Annotated in this window: 16 protein-coding genes; all 16 read right to left on the bottom strand. The window is 62.2% G+C overall.

The annotated features are described in order from the left end of the window. Window positions 1-37: 37 nt before the first annotated feature. Window positions 38-835 (bottom strand): transporter substrate-binding domain-containing protein, encoded by a 798-nt coding sequence (locus IB249_RS20715; protein WP_192307571.1) that lies wholly within the window; start codon window positions 833-835, stop codon window positions 38-40. A 198-nt stretch (window positions 836-1,033) separates the two neighbouring features. Next, window positions 1,034-3,604 (bottom strand): glucans biosynthesis glucosyltransferase MdoH, encoded by a 2,571-nt coding sequence (gene mdoH / locus IB249_RS20710; protein WP_192307570.1) that lies wholly within the window; start codon window positions 3,602-3,604, stop codon window positions 1,034-1,036. Beyond that, complete coding sequence (locus tag IB249_RS20705) at window positions 3,597-5,423, bottom strand: glucan biosynthesis protein G (protein ID WP_318653507.1); 1,827 nt, start codon at window positions 5,421-5,423, stop codon at window positions 3,597-3,599. Before IB249_RS20705 ends, mdoH begins: the two co-directional genes overlap by 8 nt. Before the next feature lie 276 nt (window positions 5,424-5,699). Further along, entirely contained in the window at window positions 5,700-6,137 is a 438-nt protein-coding gene (gene dtd, locus IB249_RS20700) for a D-aminoacyl-tRNA deacylase (RefSeq protein WP_192307569.1), read from the bottom strand. Then, window positions 6,134-7,105 carry a prolyl aminopeptidase gene (pip, locus tag IB249_RS20695; protein ID WP_192307568.1) on the bottom strand — a complete coding sequence of 324 codons (972 nt, stop codon included), beginning with the start codon at window positions 7,103-7,105 and terminating at the stop codon, window positions 6,134-6,136. The genes dtd and pip overlap by 4 nt, the downstream gene beginning before the upstream one ends. A gap of 104 nt (window positions 7,106-7,209) precedes the next feature. Beyond that, window positions 7,210-8,136, bottom strand: coding sequence for an alpha/beta hydrolase (locus IB249_RS20690; protein WP_192307567.1), 927 nt, complete (start codon window positions 8,134-8,136; stop codon window positions 7,210-7,212). A gap of 146 nt (window positions 8,137-8,282) precedes the next feature. Beyond that, window positions 8,283-9,239 (bottom strand): choline ABC transporter substrate-binding protein, encoded by a 957-nt coding sequence (locus IB249_RS20685; protein ID WP_192307566.1) that lies wholly within the window; start codon window positions 9,237-9,239, stop codon window positions 8,283-8,285. A 270-nt stretch (window positions 9,240-9,509) separates the two neighbouring features. Next, complete coding sequence (gene hutG / locus IB249_RS20680) at window positions 9,510-10,313, bottom strand: N-formylglutamate deformylase (RefSeq protein WP_192307565.1); 804 nt, start codon at window positions 10,311-10,313, stop codon at window positions 9,510-9,512. A gap of 10 nt (window positions 10,314-10,323) precedes the next feature. After that, the gene (gene hutI, locus IB249_RS20675) at window positions 10,324-11,529 is read right to left on the bottom strand and encodes an imidazolonepropionase (RefSeq protein ID WP_192307564.1); all 1,206 of its coding nucleotides are present in this window, start codon (window positions 11,527-11,529) and stop codon (window positions 10,324-10,326) included. Between the two features lie 114 nt (window positions 11,530-11,643). Next, a complete protein-coding gene (gene hutH / locus IB249_RS20670) occupies window positions 11,644-13,176 on the bottom strand; it encodes a histidine ammonia-lyase (RefSeq protein WP_192307563.1) in 1,533 nt (510 codons plus the stop codon). Window positions 13,177-13,293: 117 nt separating this feature from the next. Continuing rightward, complete coding sequence (gene hutH / locus IB249_RS20665; RefSeq protein WP_192307562.1) at window positions 13,294-14,817, bottom strand: histidine ammonia-lyase; 1,524 nt, start codon at window positions 14,815-14,817, stop codon at window positions 13,294-13,296. 138 nt (window positions 14,818-14,955) lie between these two features. Beyond that, a complete protein-coding gene (locus IB249_RS20660) occupies window positions 14,956-15,786 on the bottom strand; it encodes a quaternary amine ABC transporter ATP-binding protein (protein ID WP_192307561.1) in 831 nt (276 codons plus the stop codon). Continuing rightward, complete coding sequence (locus IB249_RS20655; RefSeq protein ID WP_192307560.1) at window positions 15,783-16,634, bottom strand: ABC transporter permease; 852 nt, start codon at window positions 16,632-16,634, stop codon at window positions 15,783-15,785. Before IB249_RS20655 ends, IB249_RS20660 begins: the two co-directional genes overlap by 4 nt. Before the next feature lie 193 nt (window positions 16,635-16,827). Continuing rightward, window positions 16,828-17,796: an ABC transporter substrate-binding protein gene (locus tag IB249_RS20650; RefSeq protein WP_192307559.1), complete on the bottom strand. Its 969-nt coding sequence runs from the start codon at window positions 17,794-17,796 to the stop codon at window positions 16,828-16,830. Window positions 17,797-17,865: 69 nt separating this feature from the next. Beyond that, on the bottom strand, window positions 17,866-19,332 hold the full coding sequence (locus IB249_RS20645) for a purine-cytosine permease family protein (RefSeq protein ID WP_192307558.1): 1,467 nt from the start codon (window positions 19,330-19,332) through the stop codon (window positions 17,866-17,868). A 153-nt stretch (window positions 19,333-19,485) separates the two neighbouring features. Continuing rightward, window positions 19,486-21,183, bottom strand: a complete 1,698-nt coding sequence (gene hutU, locus IB249_RS20640) for a urocanate hydratase (RefSeq protein WP_192307557.1) — start codon at window positions 21,181-21,183, stop codon at window positions 19,486-19,488. Between the last annotated feature and the right edge of the window lie 93 nt (window positions 21,184-21,276).

Below are 21,276 nucleotides of genomic sequence, written 5' to 3'. Positions count from 1 at the left end.
GCTCGCGAATGAAGCGACGCGGTCTGTCTGACCGGTCTTACTCCATGTCCTTCAGCCAGGCGGTGTCTTTAAACCACTTGTCATGGATGCGGTCGTAGGTGCCGTCGTTGTGGATCTGGTGCAGGAAGTTGTTGATGAAGTTGATGCTGTCGTAGTCCCCCTTCTTCAGACCGAACGCCAGCGGCTCATAGGTGAACGGCTTGTCGAGGAACACCAGCTTGCCGTTGCCGACCTTGGCCAGCGCCACGACGTTGTACGGCGCGTCATAGATAAAGGCATCGGCCTTGCCGTTGACCACGTCGAGCACCGCTTCCTGCTCGTTGTCGTAGCCGTGGTACTTGGCTTTGGAAATCAGCTTTTTGGCGACCATCTCGCCGGTGGTGCCGAGTTTGGAGGTGATGCGGTAATCGGCGGTGTTCAGGTCTTTGTAGGACTTGATGGTGCCTTCCAGCTCCTTGCGGATCAGCAGGGTCTGGCCTACCACGATGAACGGTTCGCTGAAGTTCAGGCGCAGGTTGCGTTCCTGGGTCAGGGTCATGCCGCTGCCGATCATGTCGAACTTGTCGGTGAGCAAGGCCGGGATGATGCCGTCGTAGCCGGTGGACACCAGCTCGAGCTTGACGCCCATGGCCTTGGTCATGGCCTTGAGGATATCGACTTCGAAACCGATGATCTCGCCGCGCTTGTTGGTCATTTCGAACGGCATGTAGGTCGGGTCCATGCCGACTTTGAGCGTGCCACGCTTGACCGCGTCATCGATGGCGCCGGCCTGTGCCGAGCCGACTGCAACCCATGCCGTGACGCCGACCAACAGCATCGAGAGGTACTTCTTCATCATCATTTCCCCAAACCCATTGCGTTATGAGGCGCGCAATCGCCGGCTTTCCAACGGGAAAACCCTGCGATACGGACAAAAATTGCCCGGGCGCACCAATTCGGGGACGGATGCTAACGCACTCGCTCGTTTGCACAAGGGTTCAGGCGGGATTTATTGCTGCAGGAGCGAGATCGCTCGCTCCTGCAGGGGGAGGCATCAGGCCAACTGCGGCTGCGCACTCAACGGCTTGAGCGGCAGGAGCGGCGCGTGGGGATCGGCTTTCACCGATTGGCGCCAGGCCTGCAGCCATGCCGGGTGAGCTTCGGTCCAGACCTGCTCGTGCAAGCGGGCCAGTGCCACCGGGTCACTGAGCAGTTGCACACGCTCATTGTTGGTCAGGCCCTCGGGCCCGACTTTCAATGCGTGGCGGACCCGTTCGATGCGCAGCCACTCGATCGGCTCGGCTTCGCGGTGACGCGAAGTCGCCAACGAGCACGCCAGGGCGTTCTGCTGTGGATCGACCACCGAGCGAATGAAGCCGTCTTTCAGCGCGTGGTAACGGTTTTCATGGGTGTACTGGTCAGTGGCCAGCAACGCCTGTGGCGGATTGTATTCCTCAGGGATCAGGAACAGGCTTTCGTCACGGGACTTCAAACCCAGGCCCACACGGCTGGAGATCACCGACACCGGGATCGACAGCATCAGCGAACCGACAATCGGCACCAGCCACCATAGGAAGCTCGGGTTCAGCCAGATCACCAGCAAGGCCCACAGGAAGCCCAGCACGGTTTGCGGACCGTGGCGCTTGACCGCTTCGCTCCATGGTGTGGAGTCGTCGTCACGTTGCGGCGAGTTCCAGGTCGCGGCCCAGCCGAGGAACGCGGCGAGGACGAAGCGGGTGTGGAAAATCATCCGCACCGGCGCCAGCAGCATGGAGAACAGCATCTCCAGCAGCATCGACAGGGTCACCTTGAACTTGCCGCCGAACTCTTTCGCGCCCTTGGCCCAGATCAGGATGATGCTCAACAACTTCGGCAGGAACAGCAGCACGATGGTGGTCGAGAACAGCGCGATCGCCTTGTCCGGGTGCCATTGCGGCCACAGCGGATACAGTTGGCGCGGTTCCAGGAAGTACTGCGGCTCCATCAACGTATTGACCGCCAGCAGCGCCGTCGACAGCACCAGGAAGAAGAACCACAACGGCGCCGACAGGTAGGACATCACGCCCGTCAGGAACACCGCACGGTGAACCGGGTGCATGCCCTTGACCAGGAACAGGCGGAAGTTCATCAGGTTACCGTGGCACCAGCGACGGTCACGCTTGAGTTCATCCAGCAGGTTCGGCGGCAGCTCTTCGTAGCTGCCCGGCAAGTCGTAGGCAATCCATACGCCCCAGCCGGCACGGCGCATCAGCGCCGCTTCGACGAAGTCGTGTGACAGGATCGCACCGGCGAAGGCGCCTTTGCCCGGCAGCGGCGCCAGGGCGCAGTGCTCGATGAACGGCTTCATGCGGATGATCGCGTTGTGGCCCCAATAGTGCGACTCACCCAACTGCCAGAAGTGCAGGCCGGCGGTGAACAGCGGACCGTACACACGGGTGGCGAACTGCTGCATGCGCGCGTACAGGGTGTCCATGCCCGAAGCACGCGGCGCGGTCTGGATGATCCCGGCATCCGGCGTGGCTTCCATCAGGCGCACCAGACTGGTCAGGCACTCGCCGCTCATGACCGAGTCGGCGTCGAGCACGACCATGTACTTGTAGTCGCCGCCCCAACGACGGCAGAAGTCGTCGAGGTTGCCGCTCTTGCGCTTCACGCGACGGCGGCGGCGGCGATAGAAGATCTTGCCGAAGCCCTTGGCTTCGCGGCAGACGTCCAGCCAGGCCTGCTGCTCGGCGACGCAGATGTCGGCGTCGTTGCTGTCGCTGAGGACGAAGAAGTCGAAGCGATCCAGGTCGCCGGTGGCCGCGACCGACTCGAATGTCGCCCGCAGACCGGCGAACACCCGCGGCACGTCCTCGTTGCATATCGGCATGACCAGTGCGGTGCGCGCGTCTTTCGGAATCGGCTCGTTACCTGCACTTTTACCGGAGATACGGTATTTATCGTGCCCGGTCAGCAACTCCAGGAAGCCCATCAACGCAGTCCAGAAACCGGCCGACACCCAGCAGAACAGAATCCCGAACATGATCAGGATGCTGGTTTGCAACGCATACGGCAGCACTTGCGTGGCCGTTTGCATCAACGGTTGGTGCAGGACTTCGTTGAGGTCGACGAACGACCAGCCCTGGTACGGCATGATGCCTTTCATGTACCAGCCGGCCACGATGGTCTGGCCCAGCATCAGCACCAGCAGGATGTAGCGACGGATCGAACCGACCGTGCGCCAGCGCGCGGCCGGCAGGACGTTTTCGTCTTTCGGCGGCTTGGGCGGGTTGGTGCGACCGGTCAGGCGACGCCAGCCACGCACCAGGATGTTGGTGCGCCACGGCTCCGGCACGACCTTGGTCCGGCGAATCGGCGGGGTCGCCTTCAGGCAAACCCGGCCACTGGCGTCCAGGGTCAGCATTTCGGCGTCTTGCAGTTCTTCGGCAGTGCTCAGGATCAGGCGCTTGCCGACCGAAGCCTGGGCGGCGTCGGTCGGTGCATCGAACGTGGAGGACGAAAGACGTTCATGCAGTTCGCTGAAGGACTGGCAGCCCGCGAGTTCCGCGCGCTGCTGGTCGGTCATCGGCAAATGGGCCAGATACTCCGAGAGCGACTCTGGCTGTACTTGGGAATTACTCATCGGCAGGCAACTGGTAGCTCCAGGTCTCGGTCAGGACTTCTTCAGTCGGCGCCGATTCCGGTGTGGCTGGGGCCGCGTCGGCAGCGGCAGGCTGCGTGGCGTCATTGTTGTTCGCCTTGTCCTTGGCATCGGTAGCTGGCTTGGCCTCGGCCTGTTTGGCCTCGGCAGCCTTCGCGTCCTTGTCGGCCTTCTCGGCTTTCTCCGCTTGCTTGGCGGCGACCTTGTCGGCCTTGGCCACGGAAGAGTTGGACGCCGGAATCGACGTCTTGGCCAGATCGGCCGGCACGATGTTCTGTACCAGTGCCGCACGCATCTCGGTGGATTTGCCCGGGTCCTTGACCTTCAGGCGCAGGGTCAGGCGCCAGCCCTTGGTTTCAGGGTTGTAGCGCACGCTGTTCTCGACCAGATCGGCGTTGTCGCCGACGCTGACCTGGCTGCGCACATCGGCATCAGGTGGCAGTGCCGCCAGAGACGGGCCTTCGAAATCCACCAGGTAGGCAACGCTGCCGTCCGGCTGACGAATCAGGTTCGATTGCTTGACGTCACCGGTGGACTTCAGGGTCTGACTGACCCAGGCGCTGTCCGGGGAGTGCAGCGCCGCCTCGTCCATGGTCCAGTGCATGCGGTAGCCGAATTCCAGCGCCTTGCCGGGTTCAGGCAGGGTTTCCGGGCTCCAGAAAGCCACGATATTGTCGTTGGTTTCGTCGGCGGTCGGAATCTCGACCAGATCGACGGTGCCCTTGCCCCAGTCGCCCTTCGGCTCGATCCAGGCGCTTGGGCGCTTGTCGTAGCGGTCGTCGAGGTCTTCGTAATGGCTGAAGTCACGGCCACGCTGCAGCAAGCCGAAGCCACGCGGGTTCTCGACCGAGAAATTGCTTACCGCCAGGTGTTTCGGGTTGTTCAGCGGACGCCAGATCCACTCGCCGTTGCCGGCATGGATCGCCAGACCGCTGGAATCGTGCAGCTCACGACGGTAGTTGAGGACTTTGGACGGCTGGTTGGCGCCGAACAGGAACATGCTGGTCAACGGGGCGATGCCCAGTTTGCCGACCCTGTCACGCAGGTACATCTGCGCCTTGACGTCGACAATGGTGTCGCTGCCCGGACGCAGGGTCAGGCGGTAGGCGCCGGTTGCACGTGGCGAATCCAGCAGGGCGAAAATCACCAGGTGCTTGTCGCCCGGCTTGGGCTGTTGAATCCAGAACTCGCGAAAACGCGGGAATTCCTCACCGGACGGCAAGGCGGTATCGATCGCCATGCCACGCGCGGACAGACCGTAGACGTGGTTCTTGCCGACGACGCGGAAGTAACTCGCGCCGAGCATGGTCATGATTTCGTCTTGCTTGTCGGCCTTGTTGATCGGGTACAGCACCCGGAAACCGGCATAGCCGAGCTTTTCGGTGGCCTTGGGATCGAACTGCAGGTCGCCGAAATCAAACCGGGTCGGGTCGTACTTGATCTCTTCCACGGTGTTGGCCGTGATTTCGTTGATTTTCACCGGCGTGTCGAAATGCATGCCCTGGTGATAGAACGACAGCTTGAACGGGTTCTTCTGATCGGCCCATTCGGCTTTTTCGGTGCGGAAACGAATTTTCTGATAATCCGCGAATTTCATCTCGCGAAATTCAGTCGGCAGGTTACTGCGCGGGGCCTCGTATTTCTGTCCGGCCAGCTCTTTTGCCTTGGCCGAAACATCATCCAGACTGAATGCCCAAAGCTGGCCGGCGCTGAGCAGGCAAAGCAGGGCCGAACCCGCTACCAGAGCGCTACGCAACCGTTTGGCAGACAATTTTGGTGCAATAAACGGACTTACAATCACGAGCAACCCTCGCCGAAAACAGATCAATAAACCAACGGCCAGCTATCTATATGCCAGGTTGGCGAGCATTGTTCCGACTCCTATGGGGCTAAATGATTCCCCAACAGGTCCAGGACAAGTCTCTACCTAAGTCAAAATGGACCAACGAACGCCGATCCGCGTAGCGCGCGATTATCTAGCAGGCCGCGTTACAACGCATCAGGTGCAACAAAGTATTTATCGCGAAAAAGCCCTGTTTTCAGTCGAAAAGCCTTCAAAAAGAGGTTTCAAGCGCTTTCATGCCTGTAACAGGAAGGTTACCGGGCCATCATTGACCAGGTGCACCTGCATATCGGCGCCGAATCTACCTGATGCCACAGTGCCATGCACCTGTTTCGCTTTCTCCAGCAAATAGTCGAAAAGCTCTTCACCCAGCGCCGGAGGGGCGGCCGTCGAGAAACTCGGACGCAATCCACTCTTGGTGTCAGCGGCCAGGGTGAACTGAGAGACCAGCAACAACCCGCCACCGACGTCCGCCAAGGATAGATTCATCTTGCCCTCCCCGTCGCTGAACACCCGATAGTTAAGCAGCTTATGCAGAAGTTTGTCGGCGCTGGCCCGAGTATCCTCGGGTTCCACCGCGACCAGCACCAACAGGCCCTGGTCAACCGAACCGACGACCTCCCCCGCCACTTCGACTCGCGCGCCGCGCACGCGCTGCAGCAAGCCCTTCATGCTTCGTCAGGGGACAGGTCGAGCAAGCGCCGGGCCATCTGGTCGGCGGCGCGCACCAGCGCATCGGTGATGCCCGGTTCGGACGCCACGTGCCCGGCTTCGCGGATGACCTGCAATTCGCTGTTCGGCCAGTTCTCATGCAGTTCCCAGGCGTTGTCCAGCGGACAGATCGCGTCGTAGCGCCCGTGGATGATCACGGCGGGCAAATGGGCGATCTTGCCCATGTTGCGGATCAACTGATTCGGTTCGAGGAACGAGTTGTTGGTGAAGTAGTGGCACTCGATGCGGGCGATCGAAAGCGCGCGCTGCGGTTCGGAGAAACGCTCGACGACCAGCGGGTTCGGGCGCAGTGTCGCGATCCGCCCCTCCCAGGTGGACCACGCCTTGGCCGCGTGCATCTGGGCGATCTGGTCGTTGCCGACCAGACGCTTGTGGAAAGCGCCGAGCAGGTCGCCGCGCTCCTCCGGCGGGATCGGTGCGATGTAATCCTGCCAGTAGTCGGGAAACAGACGGCTGGCGCCTTCCTGGTACATCCACTTGATGTCCTGCGCACGGGAGAGAAAAATCCCGCGCAGGATCAGGCCGTGTACACGTTCAGGATGGGTTTGTGCATAGGCCAGCGCCAGGGTCGAACCCCACGAGCCGCCGAACAGCACCCATTTGTCGATCCCCAGGTGCAGGCGAATCCGCTCGAGGTCGGCAACCAGATCCCAGGTGGTGTTGTTTTCCAGGCTGGCGTGGGGGGTAGAACGACCGCAACCGCGCTGGTCGAATGTGACGATGCGGTACAGGTTCGGATCGAAGAAGCAGCGACTCTGCGCATCACACCCCGAGCCTGGGCCGCCGTGGATGAACACCACAGGCAAACCTTCCGGTGAACCGCTTTCGTCGACATACAGGGTGTGGGTTTCATCGACTGCCAGATCGTGCCGGGCGTAGGGTTTGATCTGCGGGTACAAAGTCTGCATTGCGCGCTCCGTAAGGGGTCGAGGTCATCCCTGGGGGGACTTCTATGATTCTGCCGTCCGGCATCATAAACCCGAATTACGTCAATGAGCATGCCCTTGCTGAGTCAGAGTTTTGTCGCCAGTTTTTTAGCCAGATAGCCGAGCAGGGTTTCATGCAGCGCGTCCACCTCGGCGACCTGGCCACGCCCGCGCAAACAGCCATGAACCAGTCCCTCGCCGTAGTACAGCGCCACTTCCACGCCTGCGGACTTGAGTTGCTCGGCATAGCGCACACCGTCATCGCGCAAGGGATCGAATTGCGCCACGGCGATCAGCGCGGGTGGCAAACCGCTGAAATCCTCGGCAAGCAATGGCATTGAATGGGCACAGGGCTGCCGGGCGCCCAGGTACAGGGCGTGGTAATCGTCCACGTCACGGCGGCTGAGCAACGGCGCGTCGCTGCATTCGCTGCGCGACGGCAGGCGATCGTCGCCACCCAGCCCGGGGTAGATCAGCACCTGCGCCGCCGGCAGTGGCTCACCCGCATCGCGCAAGGCCAGGCACAACGCCGCGGCAAGATTGCCCCCCGCGCTGTCGCCAGCCACCAGCGTGCGTTCGGGGTCGAGGCGAAAGGGCCCGGTCCGCAGTGCCCGCCAGACGCTCAGGCAGTCGTGGAACCCCGCCGGAAACGGGTGCTCCGGCGCCAGGCGATAATCGACGGCGATCACCAGCACGCCGAGCGTCGACGCCAGTTCGGCGCAGATGAAGTCATGGGAATCCAGGTCACCCACCACCCAACCGCCGCCATGTAGGTACACCACGCACGGATCACCGGCCGGCGGCGACGACAGCGGCGGTTGATAGGCGCGAACCCGCACCCCGGCCAACTCGAAGTCGACCACATACAGCCCGGCAGGACGCGCCGGGGTGAACGCCCGGCACATCTCGTTGTAGGCCTGACGCATGCCGGCAAGGCTGTTGTCGGGGCCGTTGAAGCTGATGGTTTTCTCGACGAACGCCATCATCGACGCAGAAAGCGGGTAGGTAGCCATTGATCGGATACCCCTTCAGGGGATGGGTAGGATCCCTAGTGGGAGCGAGCCTGCTCGCAAGGACAGAGTGCCATTTGGCATTGGTCTGCCTGATACGCCGCTTCGCGAGCTCGCTCGCTCGCTCCCACAGGGTTGACGAAAAGGGGTCAGTTTTTCAGGCTGGCCTGGACACTGGCCACACCGTCCTTGCCATCAAAACTGCTGACACCCGCCAACCAGCGCTGCAGGTCTTGCGGGTGATCACGCAGCCATTGCCTGGCAACGTCCTGCGGGGTCTTGCGTTCCATGATCGGCACCATCAACTGACTTTCCTGGGACGCGGTGAAGGTCAGGTTTTCCAGCAACCGGTTCACGTTCGGGCAGCGCTCGGCGTAGTCCGGCGAGGTCACGGTAGAGACCGTCGCCGCGCCTTCGTTGGGGCCATAGACATCTTCGCTGCCGGTCAGGTAGGTGATCTTCATGTTGATGTTCATCGGGTGCGGGGTCCAGCCGACGAACACCACGAATTCCTTGCGATTCACCGCCCGCTGGACCGCCGCGAGCATGCCGGCCTCACCGGATTCGATCAGTTTGAAATCCTTCAGGCCAAAGTGATTGGTCTCGATCATGGTCTTGATCGTGGTGTTGGCCCCGCTACCCGGTTCGATCCCGTAGATCTTGCCGCCGAGCTGCTCCTTGAACCGGGCGATATCGGCGAAGGTCTTGAGGCCCGCAGCCGCCACGTATTCCGGGACAGCAAGGGTGGCCTGGGCATCGGCCAGGCTCGGTTTGTCCATGACCTTGACCTGGTTGGCCGCCAGAAACGGCGCAATGTTCTTGTCCATTGCCGGCTTCCAGTACCCGAGGAAGATGTCGAGGCGTTTATCGCGGATGCCGGCAAAGATGATCTGTTGCACGGCGCTGGTCTGCTTGCTTTCGTAGCCCAGGCCATTGAGCAGCACATCCGCCATGCCGCTGGTGGCGATGACGTCGGTCCAGTTGACCACACCCATGCGCACGGCCTTGCAGGAGGCGTCGTCGCTGGCCAGGGCAGCGGTGCTCAGCAGAGCGGTACCGCAGAGGATGGAGAGACAGCGGGTAAACAGAGCTTTGGTGCTTGTCATGGGGCGTTCTCGTGCGGCAGCGGATTGTTATGGGTTCGGTGTCTTTGTGCACCGTGCGCAGAACATTACGCAGCAGACGAGAGGTAAAAGCGAACTGTAGCGACCGGGATTTGCACGGTGGCGACTGTTTCTCGCAGAACGCCTGGCACAACGCAATCGCGAGCAGGCTCGCTCCCACAGGGCCTGCTTTTGAAACACACATTGTGTAAGCACCAGCCATCGATGTGGGAGCGAGCCTGCCGCGATGAGGCCAGCAGATGGTTCAAGGAATCAGGCGTTGTAGTGATCTTTGCCCCAGGTCAGCAATTCCTGCAGCAGTTCTTTCAACACCACCTGCGTCGGCGCCGCCAGGTCCGGACGGTAGCGGAACGGTTCGAACTCTTCCATGTAGGTGCACTGGCCCAGCTCCAGTTGCACCGCGTGGATGTTATCCGCCGGATTTCCGTAATGCCGGGTGATGTGGCCGCCCTTGAAACGGCCGTTGAGCACATGGCTGTAATCGGCGTGCCGCGCGCAAACGGCTTCCAGTTGTGTCGCCAACTGCGGATCGCAACTGGCGCCATTGAACGTGCCGAGGTTGAAGTCCGGCAACTTGCCGTCGAACAGGTGCGGAATGATCGAACGGATCGAATGCGCGTCGAACAACAGCGCATAGCCGAATTCGGCCTTGAGCCGTGCCAGTTCCTCCTGCAAGGTGCGGTGATACGGTGTCCACACCTGTTCCAGATAGGTCGCCCGCTCGGCGGCGGTCGGCTCCATGCCCTCACGGAACAAGGGAATGCCGTCGAACAGCGTCGCCGGATACAGCCCCGTGGTCGCGCCGGCATACAACGGTTTGTCGTCGGCGGGCCGGTTCAGGTCGATGACGAACCGCGAGTACTCGGCGGCCAGGGTGCTGGCGCCCAGTTCAGCGGCGAATTCATACAGTTTCGGAATGTGCCAGTCGGTATCGGGCAGGCTTTTCGCGTCGGCGATCAACCCGGCCTCGACCGCCGGGGTCAGGCGTACGCCGGCGTGGGGCATGCTGATCAGCAGCGGCACGCGGCCTTGTTTGAAGTTCAGAACCTTATCCACAACAGCTCTCCTAAACGCTCGTTTCGACGCCGTGACGCACGACGCGTTTTTCCAGGTCACCGCCCAGCCAGTACGACAGGTCGGCGGGACGATCGATTTGCCAGGCGACGAAATCCGCGACCTTGCCGGCCTCCAGCGAACCGTGGGTCTGCGCCATGCCCAGCGCGGTGGCGGCATGAATCGTGGCGCCGGCCAGGGCCTCTTCCGGGGTCATACGGAAACAGGTGCAGGCCATGTTCAGCATCAGGCGCAGCGACAGCGCCGGCGAAGTGCCAGGGTTGAGGTCGCTGGCGATGGCGATTTTCACCCCGTGCTTGCGCAGCGCGTCCATCGGCGGCAACTGGGTTTCGCGCAGGAAGTAGAACGCGCCGGGCAACAACACGGCGACGGTGCCGGACGCGGCCATGGCGATGGCGTCATCTTCGGTCATGAATTCCAGGTGGTCGGCGGACAAGGCGTGGTAGCGCGCCGCCAGGCTCGAGCCGTGCAGCGACGACAACTGCTCGGCGTGCAGCTTCACCGGCAATCCGAGTTGCCGGGCAGTGAGGAACACGCGCTCGACCTGTGCCGGGGAAAACGCCAGGTACTCGCAGAATGCATCCACCGCATCCACCAACCCTTCGGCAGCCAGGGCCGGAAGCATGTCGGCGCAGATGTGCTCGATGTAATCATCGGCGCGGTCCTTGTATTCCGGCGGCAGGGCGTGGGCCGCCAGGCAAGTGGTGCGCACGCTGACCGGCAGTTCGGCGCCGAGGCGACGGGCAACCCGCAGCATCTTGCGCTCGCTGGCCAGGTCGAGGCCGTAACCGGATTTGATTTCGATGCTGGTGACGCCGTCGCGCATCAGGCTTTTCAGACGCCTGGCGGCACTGGCGAACAGTTCGTCTTCACTGGCCGCCCGCGTGGCGCGTACGGTGCTGGCGATGCCACCCCCGGCAGCGGCGATGTCCGCGTAGCTGACCCCTTGCAGGCGCTGTTCGAATTCGCCACTGCGGTTACCGCCGAACACCGTGTGGGTGTGGCAGTCGATCAGGCCCGGCGTGACCCAGGCCCCCTTCAGATCGTTGACCGTCGGGTATTGGCCCGACGGCAGTTCAGCACGGGGGCCGATCCACTCTATTTGCGCACCGGACGTCACGATGGCCGCGTCCTCGATGATCGAGTAGACGCCTTGCGCCATGGTTGCGACGTGGCAGTGTTGCCAGAGCGTTTTCATCTCAGAGTCTCCACAGTATTCAAGAGCCAATCGCGAGCAGGCTCGCTCCCACCGATAAGCGCATTCCAAGGTGGGGGCGAGCCTGCTCCGGGCGGCGTTCCGACGATGGGGCCATCACAGGCTCGGCAGTAACTGCGCCGTTACCAGCTCGGTCAGGCACCCCGATGCCAGCAGTTCAGTCGCCGCATTGATGTCCGGCGCGAAGAAGCGGTCCTTCTCGTAGAACGGCACTTCGTTGCGCAGGATGGCGCGCGCCTTTTCCAGCGTCGGCGAGGTCTTCAGGCCGTTGCGCAGGTCCAGGCCCTGGGCTGCCGCCAGCCATTCCACCGCGAGGATGCCACGGGTGTTCTCGGCCATTTCCCACAGGCGCTTGCCGGCCGCCGGGGCCATGGACACGTGGTCTTCCTGGTTGGCCGAGGTCGGCAGGCTGTCCACCGAATGCGGATGGGACAGCGCCTTGTTTTCGCTGGCGAGGGCCGCAGCGGTGACCTGGGCAATCATGAAACCGGAGTTCACGCCACCATTGGCCACCAGGAACGGCGGCAGTTGCGACATGTGCTTGTCCATCATCAAGGAGATGCGCCGCTCACTCAGCGAGCCGATTTCAGCGATGGCCAACGCCATGTTGTCGGCGGCCATGGCCACCGGTTCGGCGTGGAAGTTACCGCCGGAAATCACGTCACCCTCGGCAGCGAACACCAAGGGGTTGTCGGAGACGGCGTTGGCTTCGACCGCGAGCACCTCGGCAGCCTGCCGGAACTGGGTCAGGCAGGCACCCATGACCTGTGGCTGGCAACGCAGGGAGTACGGATCCTGGACCTTTTCGCAGTTCTCGTGGGAGTCGGAGACTTCACTGCGCTCGCCGAGCAGATCACGGTAAGCGGCGGCGGCGTCGATCTGGCCTTTCTGGCCACGGGCGGCATGGATCCGCGCATCGAAGGGCGAACGCGAGCCAAGGACCGCTTCGACGGTCAACGCGCCCAACGCCAGGGCACCGGCGAACAGGTCTTCGCCTTCGAACAGGCCGCGCAATGCGTAGGCGGTGGACACCTGGGTGCCGTTGAGCAACGCCAGGCCCTCTTTCGCCGCCAGGGTCAGCGGGGCCAGGCCGACGACTTTCAGTGCTTCGGTCGCGGGCAACCATTCGCCCTTGTAGCGCGCCTTGCCCTCACCCAGCAGCACCAGCGACATGTGCGCCAATGGCGCGAGGTCGCCGGAGGCACCGACCGAACCTTTCAACGGGATATGCGGGTACACCTCGGCGTTGATCAGCGCGATGAGCGCGTCGATCACGACCCGGCGAATGCCGGAGAAACCACGGCTCAGGCTGTTGACCTTGAGCACCATGATCAGGCGCACCAAGGCGTCGCTGATCGGCTCACCGACACCGGCAGCGTGGGACAGCACCAGCGAACGCTGCAGGTTTTCCAGGTCTTCGCTGGCAATGCGGGTCGAAGCCAGCAGGCCGAAACCAGTGTTGATGCCGTAGGCGGTGCGGTTCTCGGCGAGGATCTGCTCCACGCAGGCGACGCTGGCTTCGATCTGTCCCGAGGCGCTGCTGTCGAGGGTCAGCGTGACCGGGTGCTGATAGACGTCGCGCAGTTGGGCCAGGCTCAGCTGGCCGGGAATCAGGTTCAGTGCAGTCATTAAAATGCTCCTTTTGGGACATTGTTATTAACTACCAGTCGCTCCGGAGCATTCCGTTATCCGTCGTTTCTCGCCTTTTGAGCGATCCACGCCTTGGCACGCTGGTATGGGTAGTGGTCAGTGCAAATTCGGTAAGGCGTCGTGCAGCAGCTTCGAATCTTTCAGGACGCTCGCGGCGGCGGCGATGTCCGGCGCCAGCCAGCGGTCCTGATCGTAGGCCGGGACGCGCTCGCGCAGCAGACGCCAGGCCGCATCGGTGCCGGCGCCAAAGCGCTGGGCCTTGAGGAACTCAAAGGCCTGGGCGGCCAGCAGGTATTCGATGGCGAGGATCTGCGTGCAGTTTTCCAGGGCCCGATGCAGCTTCAGCGCGGCGTTGGTGCCCATGCTCAGATGGTCTTCCTGCAAGCCGGAAGTGACGTAGTTGTCGAGCACGGCCGGTTGCGCCAATTGACGATTTTCCGCACACAGCGAAGCGGCGACGTATTGCACGATCATCATCCCGGAATTCACCCCCGGGTTGGCCACCAGGAACGCCGGCAGGCCGCTGACGTGCGGGTTGATCAGACGGTCGAGGCGTCGCTCGGCGATCGAGCCGATCTCCGCCATGGCGATGGCCAGCAGATCAGCGGCCATGGCCACCGACTGACCGTGCGGGTTGGCCTGGGACATGATCCGGAAATTGTCCGGAGTACCCAGCAGCAAGGGGTTGTCGGTGCAGCCGTTGAGTTCGGTTTCGATCTGTAGCATCGCGTGCGCCAGCTGATCCCGCGCCGCGCCATGGACCTGCGGGATGGAACGGATGCTCAGCGCGTCCTGGGTGCGGATGCCTTTGCTCGACGCGATCACTTCGCTGCCGTCCAGCAGCGCCCGCAGATTGAGACCCACCTGCTGCATGCCGGGATGCGGCTTGAGCGCGATGATCTCGGCATCGAACGCCGCGATCTGGCCGCGCTGGGCCTCGAAGCTCATGGCGCCGATCACATCGGCCCATTGCAGCAGGCGCGTGGCGTCGGCAATGGCCAGGCAGCTGAGGCCGGTCATGCACGGCGTGCCGTTGACCAGGCACAGGCCGTCCTTGGCGCCCAGTCGAACCGGTAGCAGCCCCTCTTCGGACAGCGCCTGCTGTGCCGAAACGATCCGTCCGCGATAGCTGACATTGCCGACGCCCAACAGCGCGATGCCGATGTGCGCCATGTGGGTCAGGTAACCCACCGAGCCCTGGGACGGCACTTGCGGCGTGATGCCACGGTTGAGCAAGGCCAGCAGCGCTTCGACCACCTGGCGGTGAATGCCGGATTTACCCTGGCTGTAATTGCGAATGGCGGCGCACATGATGGCGCGGGTCTGTTCATCGGCCAGCGGGGCGCCGACGCCACAGGCATGGCTGAGCAAGGTATTGCGTGACAGCTGGCTGAGTTGTTCATCAGCCAGCGACACATTGCACAGCGCGCCCAGGCCCGTGTTGACGCCATAGGCCCGTTCGCCGCTGGCGACGATGCGCTGGACGATCGCCTGGGCATTCTCGATGCGCGCCCAGGCCTTGGCCGACAGTTCAAGCGGCGCGCCGTGACGGGCGACCGCAACCACATCCTGCCAACGCAATGGAGCGTCGGCGATTACGACTTTTTCAGCCTGGGACATCTTTTACCTCTAGCCAATATTGATGCAGCTTCACTGGCCCCATCGCGAGCGGGCTCGCTCCCACAATGGGCCTGCGCACGCTGCCCCCTGTGGGAGCGAGCCTGCTCGCGATGGGGCCAATAAAAGCACTGCAAATTCTTAAACCACCGCCGCCCGCCGCTGCACAAACCGGTCGACATACTCATCGGCCGGCGAATGCAGGATCTCGCGCGGCGTGCCGACCTGAATCAGGCGGCCGTCCTTGAGGATCGCGATACGGTTGCCGATGCGCACGGCCTCGTCGAGGTCATGAGTGATGAACACGATGGTCTTGTGCAGGGTCTTTTGCAGCTCCAGCAACTGGTCCTGCATCTCTGCACGGATCAGCGGATCGAGGGCGCTGAAGGCCTCGTCCATCAGAATGATGTCGGTGTCCGCCGCCAATGCACGGGCCAGGCCCACACGCTGACGCATGCCGCCGGAAAGCTGATGCGGGTATTTGTTTTCGTAGCCTTTGAGGCCCACGGTGTTGATCCAGTGCAGCGCGCGTTCGGTGCACATCTGCTTGCTTTCACCGCGCACTTTCAGGCCGTAGGCGACGTTGTCGACCACAGTCTTGTGCGGCAGCAGGCCGAAGCTCTGGAACACCATGCTGATCTTGCGCCGGCGGAATTCGCGCAGGGCGTCCATGTCGTATTGCAGGATGTCCTCGCCGTCCACCAGGATCGCGCCGCTGGTGGGGTCGATCAGGCGGTTGAAGTGGCGCACCAGGGTGGATTTGCCGGAGCCCGAGAGACCCATGATGACGAAGATCTCGCCGCTGCCGATGCTCAGCGACAGGTCGTTCACACCGACCACACAGCCGGTCTCGGCCAGCACCTGATCCTTGGTCTTGCCCTGGCCGATCAGGCCCAGCGCGTCCTTGGCACGGTTGCCGAAAATCTTGAAGACGTTCTTGACTTCGATCTTGCTTACGCTTGCGTTGTTCATTTGCTCACCTCATGCCGGGCGCGACCATACGCCTGCGTAATGCGGTCGATCACCACGGCCAGAATCACGATCGCCAGGCCCGCTTCCAGGCCACGCCCGACGTTGAGGGTCTGAATCCCGACCAGCACGTCTTCGCCCAGGCCACGGGCACCGATCATCGAGGCGATCACCACCATCGACAGGGCCATCATGGTGGTCTGGTTGATCCCGGCCATGATGCTGGGCAGGGCCAGCGGCAGTTGCACGCCGAACAGTTGCTGCCAGCGGTTGGCGCCGAAGGCATTGATCGCTTCCATCACTTCCCCATCGACCTGACGGATGCCCAGGTCGGTCAGGCGGATCAGCGGCGGCGCGGCGTAGATCACGGTGGCGAAAATCGCCGGAACCTTGCCCAGGCCGAACAGCATCAGCACCGGAATCAGGTACACGAAGCTCGGCATGGTCTGCATGATGTCCAGCAGCGGCATCAGCACCGAACGCAGGCGATTGCTGCGCGCAGACAGAATGCCCAGGGGCACACCGATCAGCACCGAAATGACCGTCGCCACCAGCATCAGTGCCAGGGTTTGCATCAGCTTGTCCCAGAGGCCGACCGCCCCCACCAGGAACAGCAGGCCGACGATCACCGCCGTGGTCACCACCTTGCGGGTCGCGTGCCAGGCCACGCCGGCGACGATGGCCAGCATCAGCCACCAGGGCGCCGCACGCAGCAACCCTTCAAGATTGACGATGGCCCACAACAGGGTGTCGGAGATGTGCCGGAACACGTCGCCGTAGTTGGTGACCAGCGAATCGACCCAACCGTTGACCCAGTCGGCGATGGAAAAGGTAAAGCTTTCGGGAAACATAAGAGACTCTCAATCAAGGGCTTCGCAGCACCACAAAGCAGTGCTGTAAAGCTTTGCCCTTATAAACAAGCTGTTTGAAAACGTAGCGAGCGAAGGCAAGACAAGGCGAAAGCAGGCAAGAAAGCGGAGTTGACTTTAGTCAATGAGCATTTCGAGTCTGCTTTCAACGCAGTATTGCTGAGCGCAGTAGTTTTCAAAGCGCAGCGTCGATTTTCTTGGCTGCGTCTTCGCTCACCCATTGGTGCCAGACTTCAGGATGTTCCTTGAGGAAGATTTTCGCCAGTTTTGGCGACTCGATACGTTCCTTCGCCATGCGACCCAGGTTCTGGTTCAGCAGGTCGATCGGCAGGTTGACCTTTTCCAGCACGGCCACCAGTTCCGGCGCTTCCTCGTGGAAAGTCTTGGAAAGGCCGACCTTGATGGTCACGGTTTTATCCACGCCTGGTTTTTCTTCGAGCTTCACGACATCGACCTGGCCCATCAACGGCGTTGGCGACCAGTAGTAGAACAGGATCGGCTCGCCACGCTTGTAGCTCGACAACACGGCGGCATCCAGTGCCGGGCCGGTGCCTGGGCGGAAGTTGGTGTAGCTGTTTTCCAGGCCGTAGCTTTTCAGCATTTCGCTGTTGTCGAGTTCACAGGTCCAGCCGGCCGGGCAGTTGTAGAAACGGCCTTTGGACGGCTCCTCGGCATCCTTGAACACGGCGGAGTACTTGGCCAGATCGGCGATGTTCTTCAGGTCCGGCGCCTTGGCTTCCAGTTTGCGCTTGGCGTCGCCCTCGATCACGTAGCGCGGCACATACCAGCCTTCGATCGCCCCCACGATCGGCGCACCGACGCCTACCACCTTGCCGGCCTTCTCGGCCTTGTTCCAGACCTCGCTGCGGCCGACCCACTCCTCGGCAAACACCTGGATGTCGTTGCTGCTCAGGGCGTTTTCCATGGTGATGGAGTTGCCCGGCAGGCTGTCGGTCTTGCAGTCGTAACCTTTCTCCAGCACCACCTGCAGGACATCGGTCAGCAGCATGCCGCTTTCCCAGTTCAGGCCGGCGAACTTCACCGGTTTGCCCGATTCGCACCAACCGGCTGCCTGGGTGGCGCCGGCGCTGGCCAGCAGGCCCATGGAAAGCAATGTGGTCAGCAGGGTCTTGTTCGATTTCATTGTTGTGACGCTCCTAATCATGAATTGGCTTACGGCAGTCAAGAGGCATCCAGCCCTGTCCACGTCCAATCAGGCCTGCGCCGCAGCGCGACCATTTCCGCTTGTTTTAGGTTGTACAACGTTGTCCTGCGGCAAAATCAGTCGATCGGGTACTGCACCGTGCCATTTTTTCGCGCACACGTAGTACAGCGCAGCCGGAAGCACCAGACCGATAATCCAGGAAATGTCCACACCGCCCAGCGCCTCGACCAGCGGACCGGTATAGAACTTGGTGGCGATGAACGGCAACTGCACCAGCACGCCGAACACGTAGATGCTGATACCGAGCATGTTCCAGCGGCCGTAACGACCATTGGGATCCGCCAGCGCCGGGACGTCATAGCGTTCGCGGGTGATGCAGTAGTAGTCCACCAGGTTGATCGCGCTCCAGGGTGTAAAGAACGCCAGCAGGAACAGGATGAACGACTTGAACGCACCGAGGAACGAATGCTGGCCGAGCAACGCGATCAGGGTCGCCGTACCGACGATCGCCAGCACGAACACCAGACGCTGCAGGCGCGACACCTGCAAGTGGCCACGAAAACCGCTGATGACGGTCGCGATGCACATGAAGCTGCCGTACGAGTTAAGCGTGGAAATGGTGACCTTGCCGAAGGCGATGCTGAAGTACAGCAGCGCAGCGGTGGCACCACTGCCGGCAAACCCGACGATGTAGGCCACTTCGTGGCCGGCGAATTGCCCGTTGGCCATGGCCGCGGCAAACACGCCGAGGATCATCGCCACCTGTGCGCCAATCACGGAACCTGCGCCCGCAGCGAAAAAGGTTTTCACCGAGGACGTCTGGCTCGGCAGGTAGCGCGAATAGTCGGCCACATAGGGGCCGAACGCGATCTGCCAGGACGCCGCGAGCGAGACCGCCAGCAGGAAACTGCTCCAGCTGAAGTGGCGGATTTGCAGCAATGCGCCAATATCGGTCTGGCTCATCAGGCGACTGAACAGGTAAACGAAGGCAATCACCCCAACGATGCTGGCGACACGGCCGATGAAATGGATCACCCGGTATCCCAGCACCGTGACCAGCACGATGACGCTGGCGAAGATGAGGATACCGACGGTGTCGCTGACACCGAACAACTGACCAAGGGCCTGGCCGGAAAGCACGGTGCCGGTTGCGGTGAAGCCCAGGTACATCAGGCACACCAGCACGATCGGGATGGCCGCGCCGTAGACGCCGAACTGGACCCGGCTGGAGATCATCTGCGGCAAGCCCAGCTTGGGCCCCTGCGCCGCGTGCAACGCCATGACCCCGCCGCCGAGCAGTTGACCGATCAACAAACCGATCAACGACCAGAACACGTCGCCGCCGAGCACCACGGCCAACGCCCCGGTGACAATCGCGGTGATTTGCAGGTTGGCACCCATCCACAGGGTGAACTGGCTGATCAGACGGCCGTGTCTTTCCGCTTCCGGGATGTAGTCGATCGAGCGCTTCTCGATCAACGGTTTGTTGCCTGCACGCTCATCATTGACAGCCATGGTTCAACCTCTGTGGATTGTTCTGGGTAGAGTCCGGTTTCTGTGGGAGCGAGCCTGTTCGCGACAGGGGGCTGTCAGTCAACAATCAAGCTGAATGTGCCGCCATCATCGCGAGCAGGCTTGCTCCCACATAGGGCGCTCATCAATTGCCTGTTACTTGCCGGTAATCATCGGCAGGTTCAGCCCTTGTTCCTTGGCGCAGTCGATGGCGATCTGGTAACCGGCATCGGCGTGACGCATGACACCGGTGGCCGGGTCGTTGTGCAGGACGCGAGCGATACGCTCGGCCGCTTCGTCAGTACCGTCGCAGACAATCACCATGCCCGAATGCTGGGAGAAGCCCATACCGACGCCGCCACCGTGATGCAGGGAGACCCAGGTCGCGCCGCTCGCGGTGTTGAGCAGGGCGTTGAGCAGCGGCCAGTCGGACACGGCGTCGGAACCGTCCTGCATCGATTCGGTTTCGCGGTTCGGGCTCGATACCGAACCGGAGTCCAGGTGGTCGCGACCGATGACGATCGGTGCCGACAACTCGCCGCTGCGCACCATTTCGTTGAACGCCAGGCCGAGCTTGGCGCGCAGACCCAGGCCGACCCAGCAGATACGCGCCGGCAGGCCCTGGAAGCTGATGCGCTCGCGCGCCATGTCCAGCCAGTTGTGCAGGTGGGCGTCGTCCGGGATCAGTTCCTTGACCTTGGCGTCGGTCTTGTAGATGTCTTGCGGATCGCCGGACAGTGCAGCCCAACGGAACGGGCCGATGCCACGGCAGAACAGCGGACGGATGTAGGCCGGCACGAAGCCTGGGAAGTCGAATGCGTTTTCCACGCCTTCTTCCTGAGCCATCTGACGGATGTTGTTGCCGTAGTCGAAGGTCGGCACACCCATTTTCTGGAAGTCCAGCATGGCTTTGACGTGCACGGCCATCGATTGCTTGGCGGCCTTGACCACCGCGGCGGGCTCGGTCTTGGCGCGAGCGCGATATTCGTCCCAGGTCCAGCCGGCAGGCAGGTAGCCGTTGAGCGGGTCGTGGGCGCTGGTCTGGTCGGTGACCATGTCCGGGCGCACACCGCGACGCACCAGTTCAGGGAGGATTTCAGCGGCATTGCCGCACAGCGCGATGGAGATCGCCTTGCCTTCGGCGGTGTATTTGGCGATGCGGGCCAGTGCGTCGTCGAGGTCTTTGGCCTGCTCGTCGACGTAGCGGGTTTTCAGGCGGAAATCGATGCTGATCTGCTGGCATTCGATGTTCAGCGAGCAGGCACCGGCCAGGGTCGCGGCCAGCGGCTGGGCACCGCCCATGCCGCCCAGGCCTGCGGTCAGGACCCACTTGCCGGTGAGGTTGTCGTTGTAGTGTTGGCGACCGGCTTCGACGAAGGTTTCGTAAGTGCCCTGGACGATGCCCTGGCTGCCGATGTAGATCCAGCTGCCGGCGGTCATCTGGCCGTACATGGCCAGGCCTTTGGCGTCGAGCTCGTTGAAGTGCTCCCAGGTGGCCCAGTGTGGCACCAGGTTGGAGTTGGCGATCAGTACGCGCGGGGCGTTGCTGTGGGTCTTGAACACGCCGACCGGCTTGCCGGATTGCACCAGCAGGGTCTCGTCGTCATTCAGGTTGGTCAGGCTTTCGACGATCTTGTCGTAGCACTCCCAGTTACGGGCCGCGCGGCCGATACCACCGTAGACCACCAGCTCTTTCGGGTTCTCGGCGACTTCCGGGTCGAGGTTGTTCATCAGCATGCGCAACGGCGCTTCGGTCAGCCAGCTCTTGGCGGTCAGCTTGTTGCCGCGGGCAGCGCGGATTTCAACGTCACGGCGCTTTGTTACAGAGGCAGTGGTGCGGGTATTGTCAGTCACGAAAAAGACTCCTCAGCGATCAATCCAAACCAACCCTGGCGGTGGGTAAGCCAGCCTGTGCGCGTCGTTGCGTCACAAGCGAATCAGGTGGAC

Source organism: Pseudomonas sp. PDM04, assembly GCF_014851765.1.
Lineage (GTDB): Bacteria > Pseudomonadota > Gammaproteobacteria > Pseudomonadales > Pseudomonadaceae > Aquipseudomonas.
The sequence above is the reverse complement of the archived record's forward strand: the minus strand, read 5'-3'. Positions and strand labels throughout refer to the sequence as shown.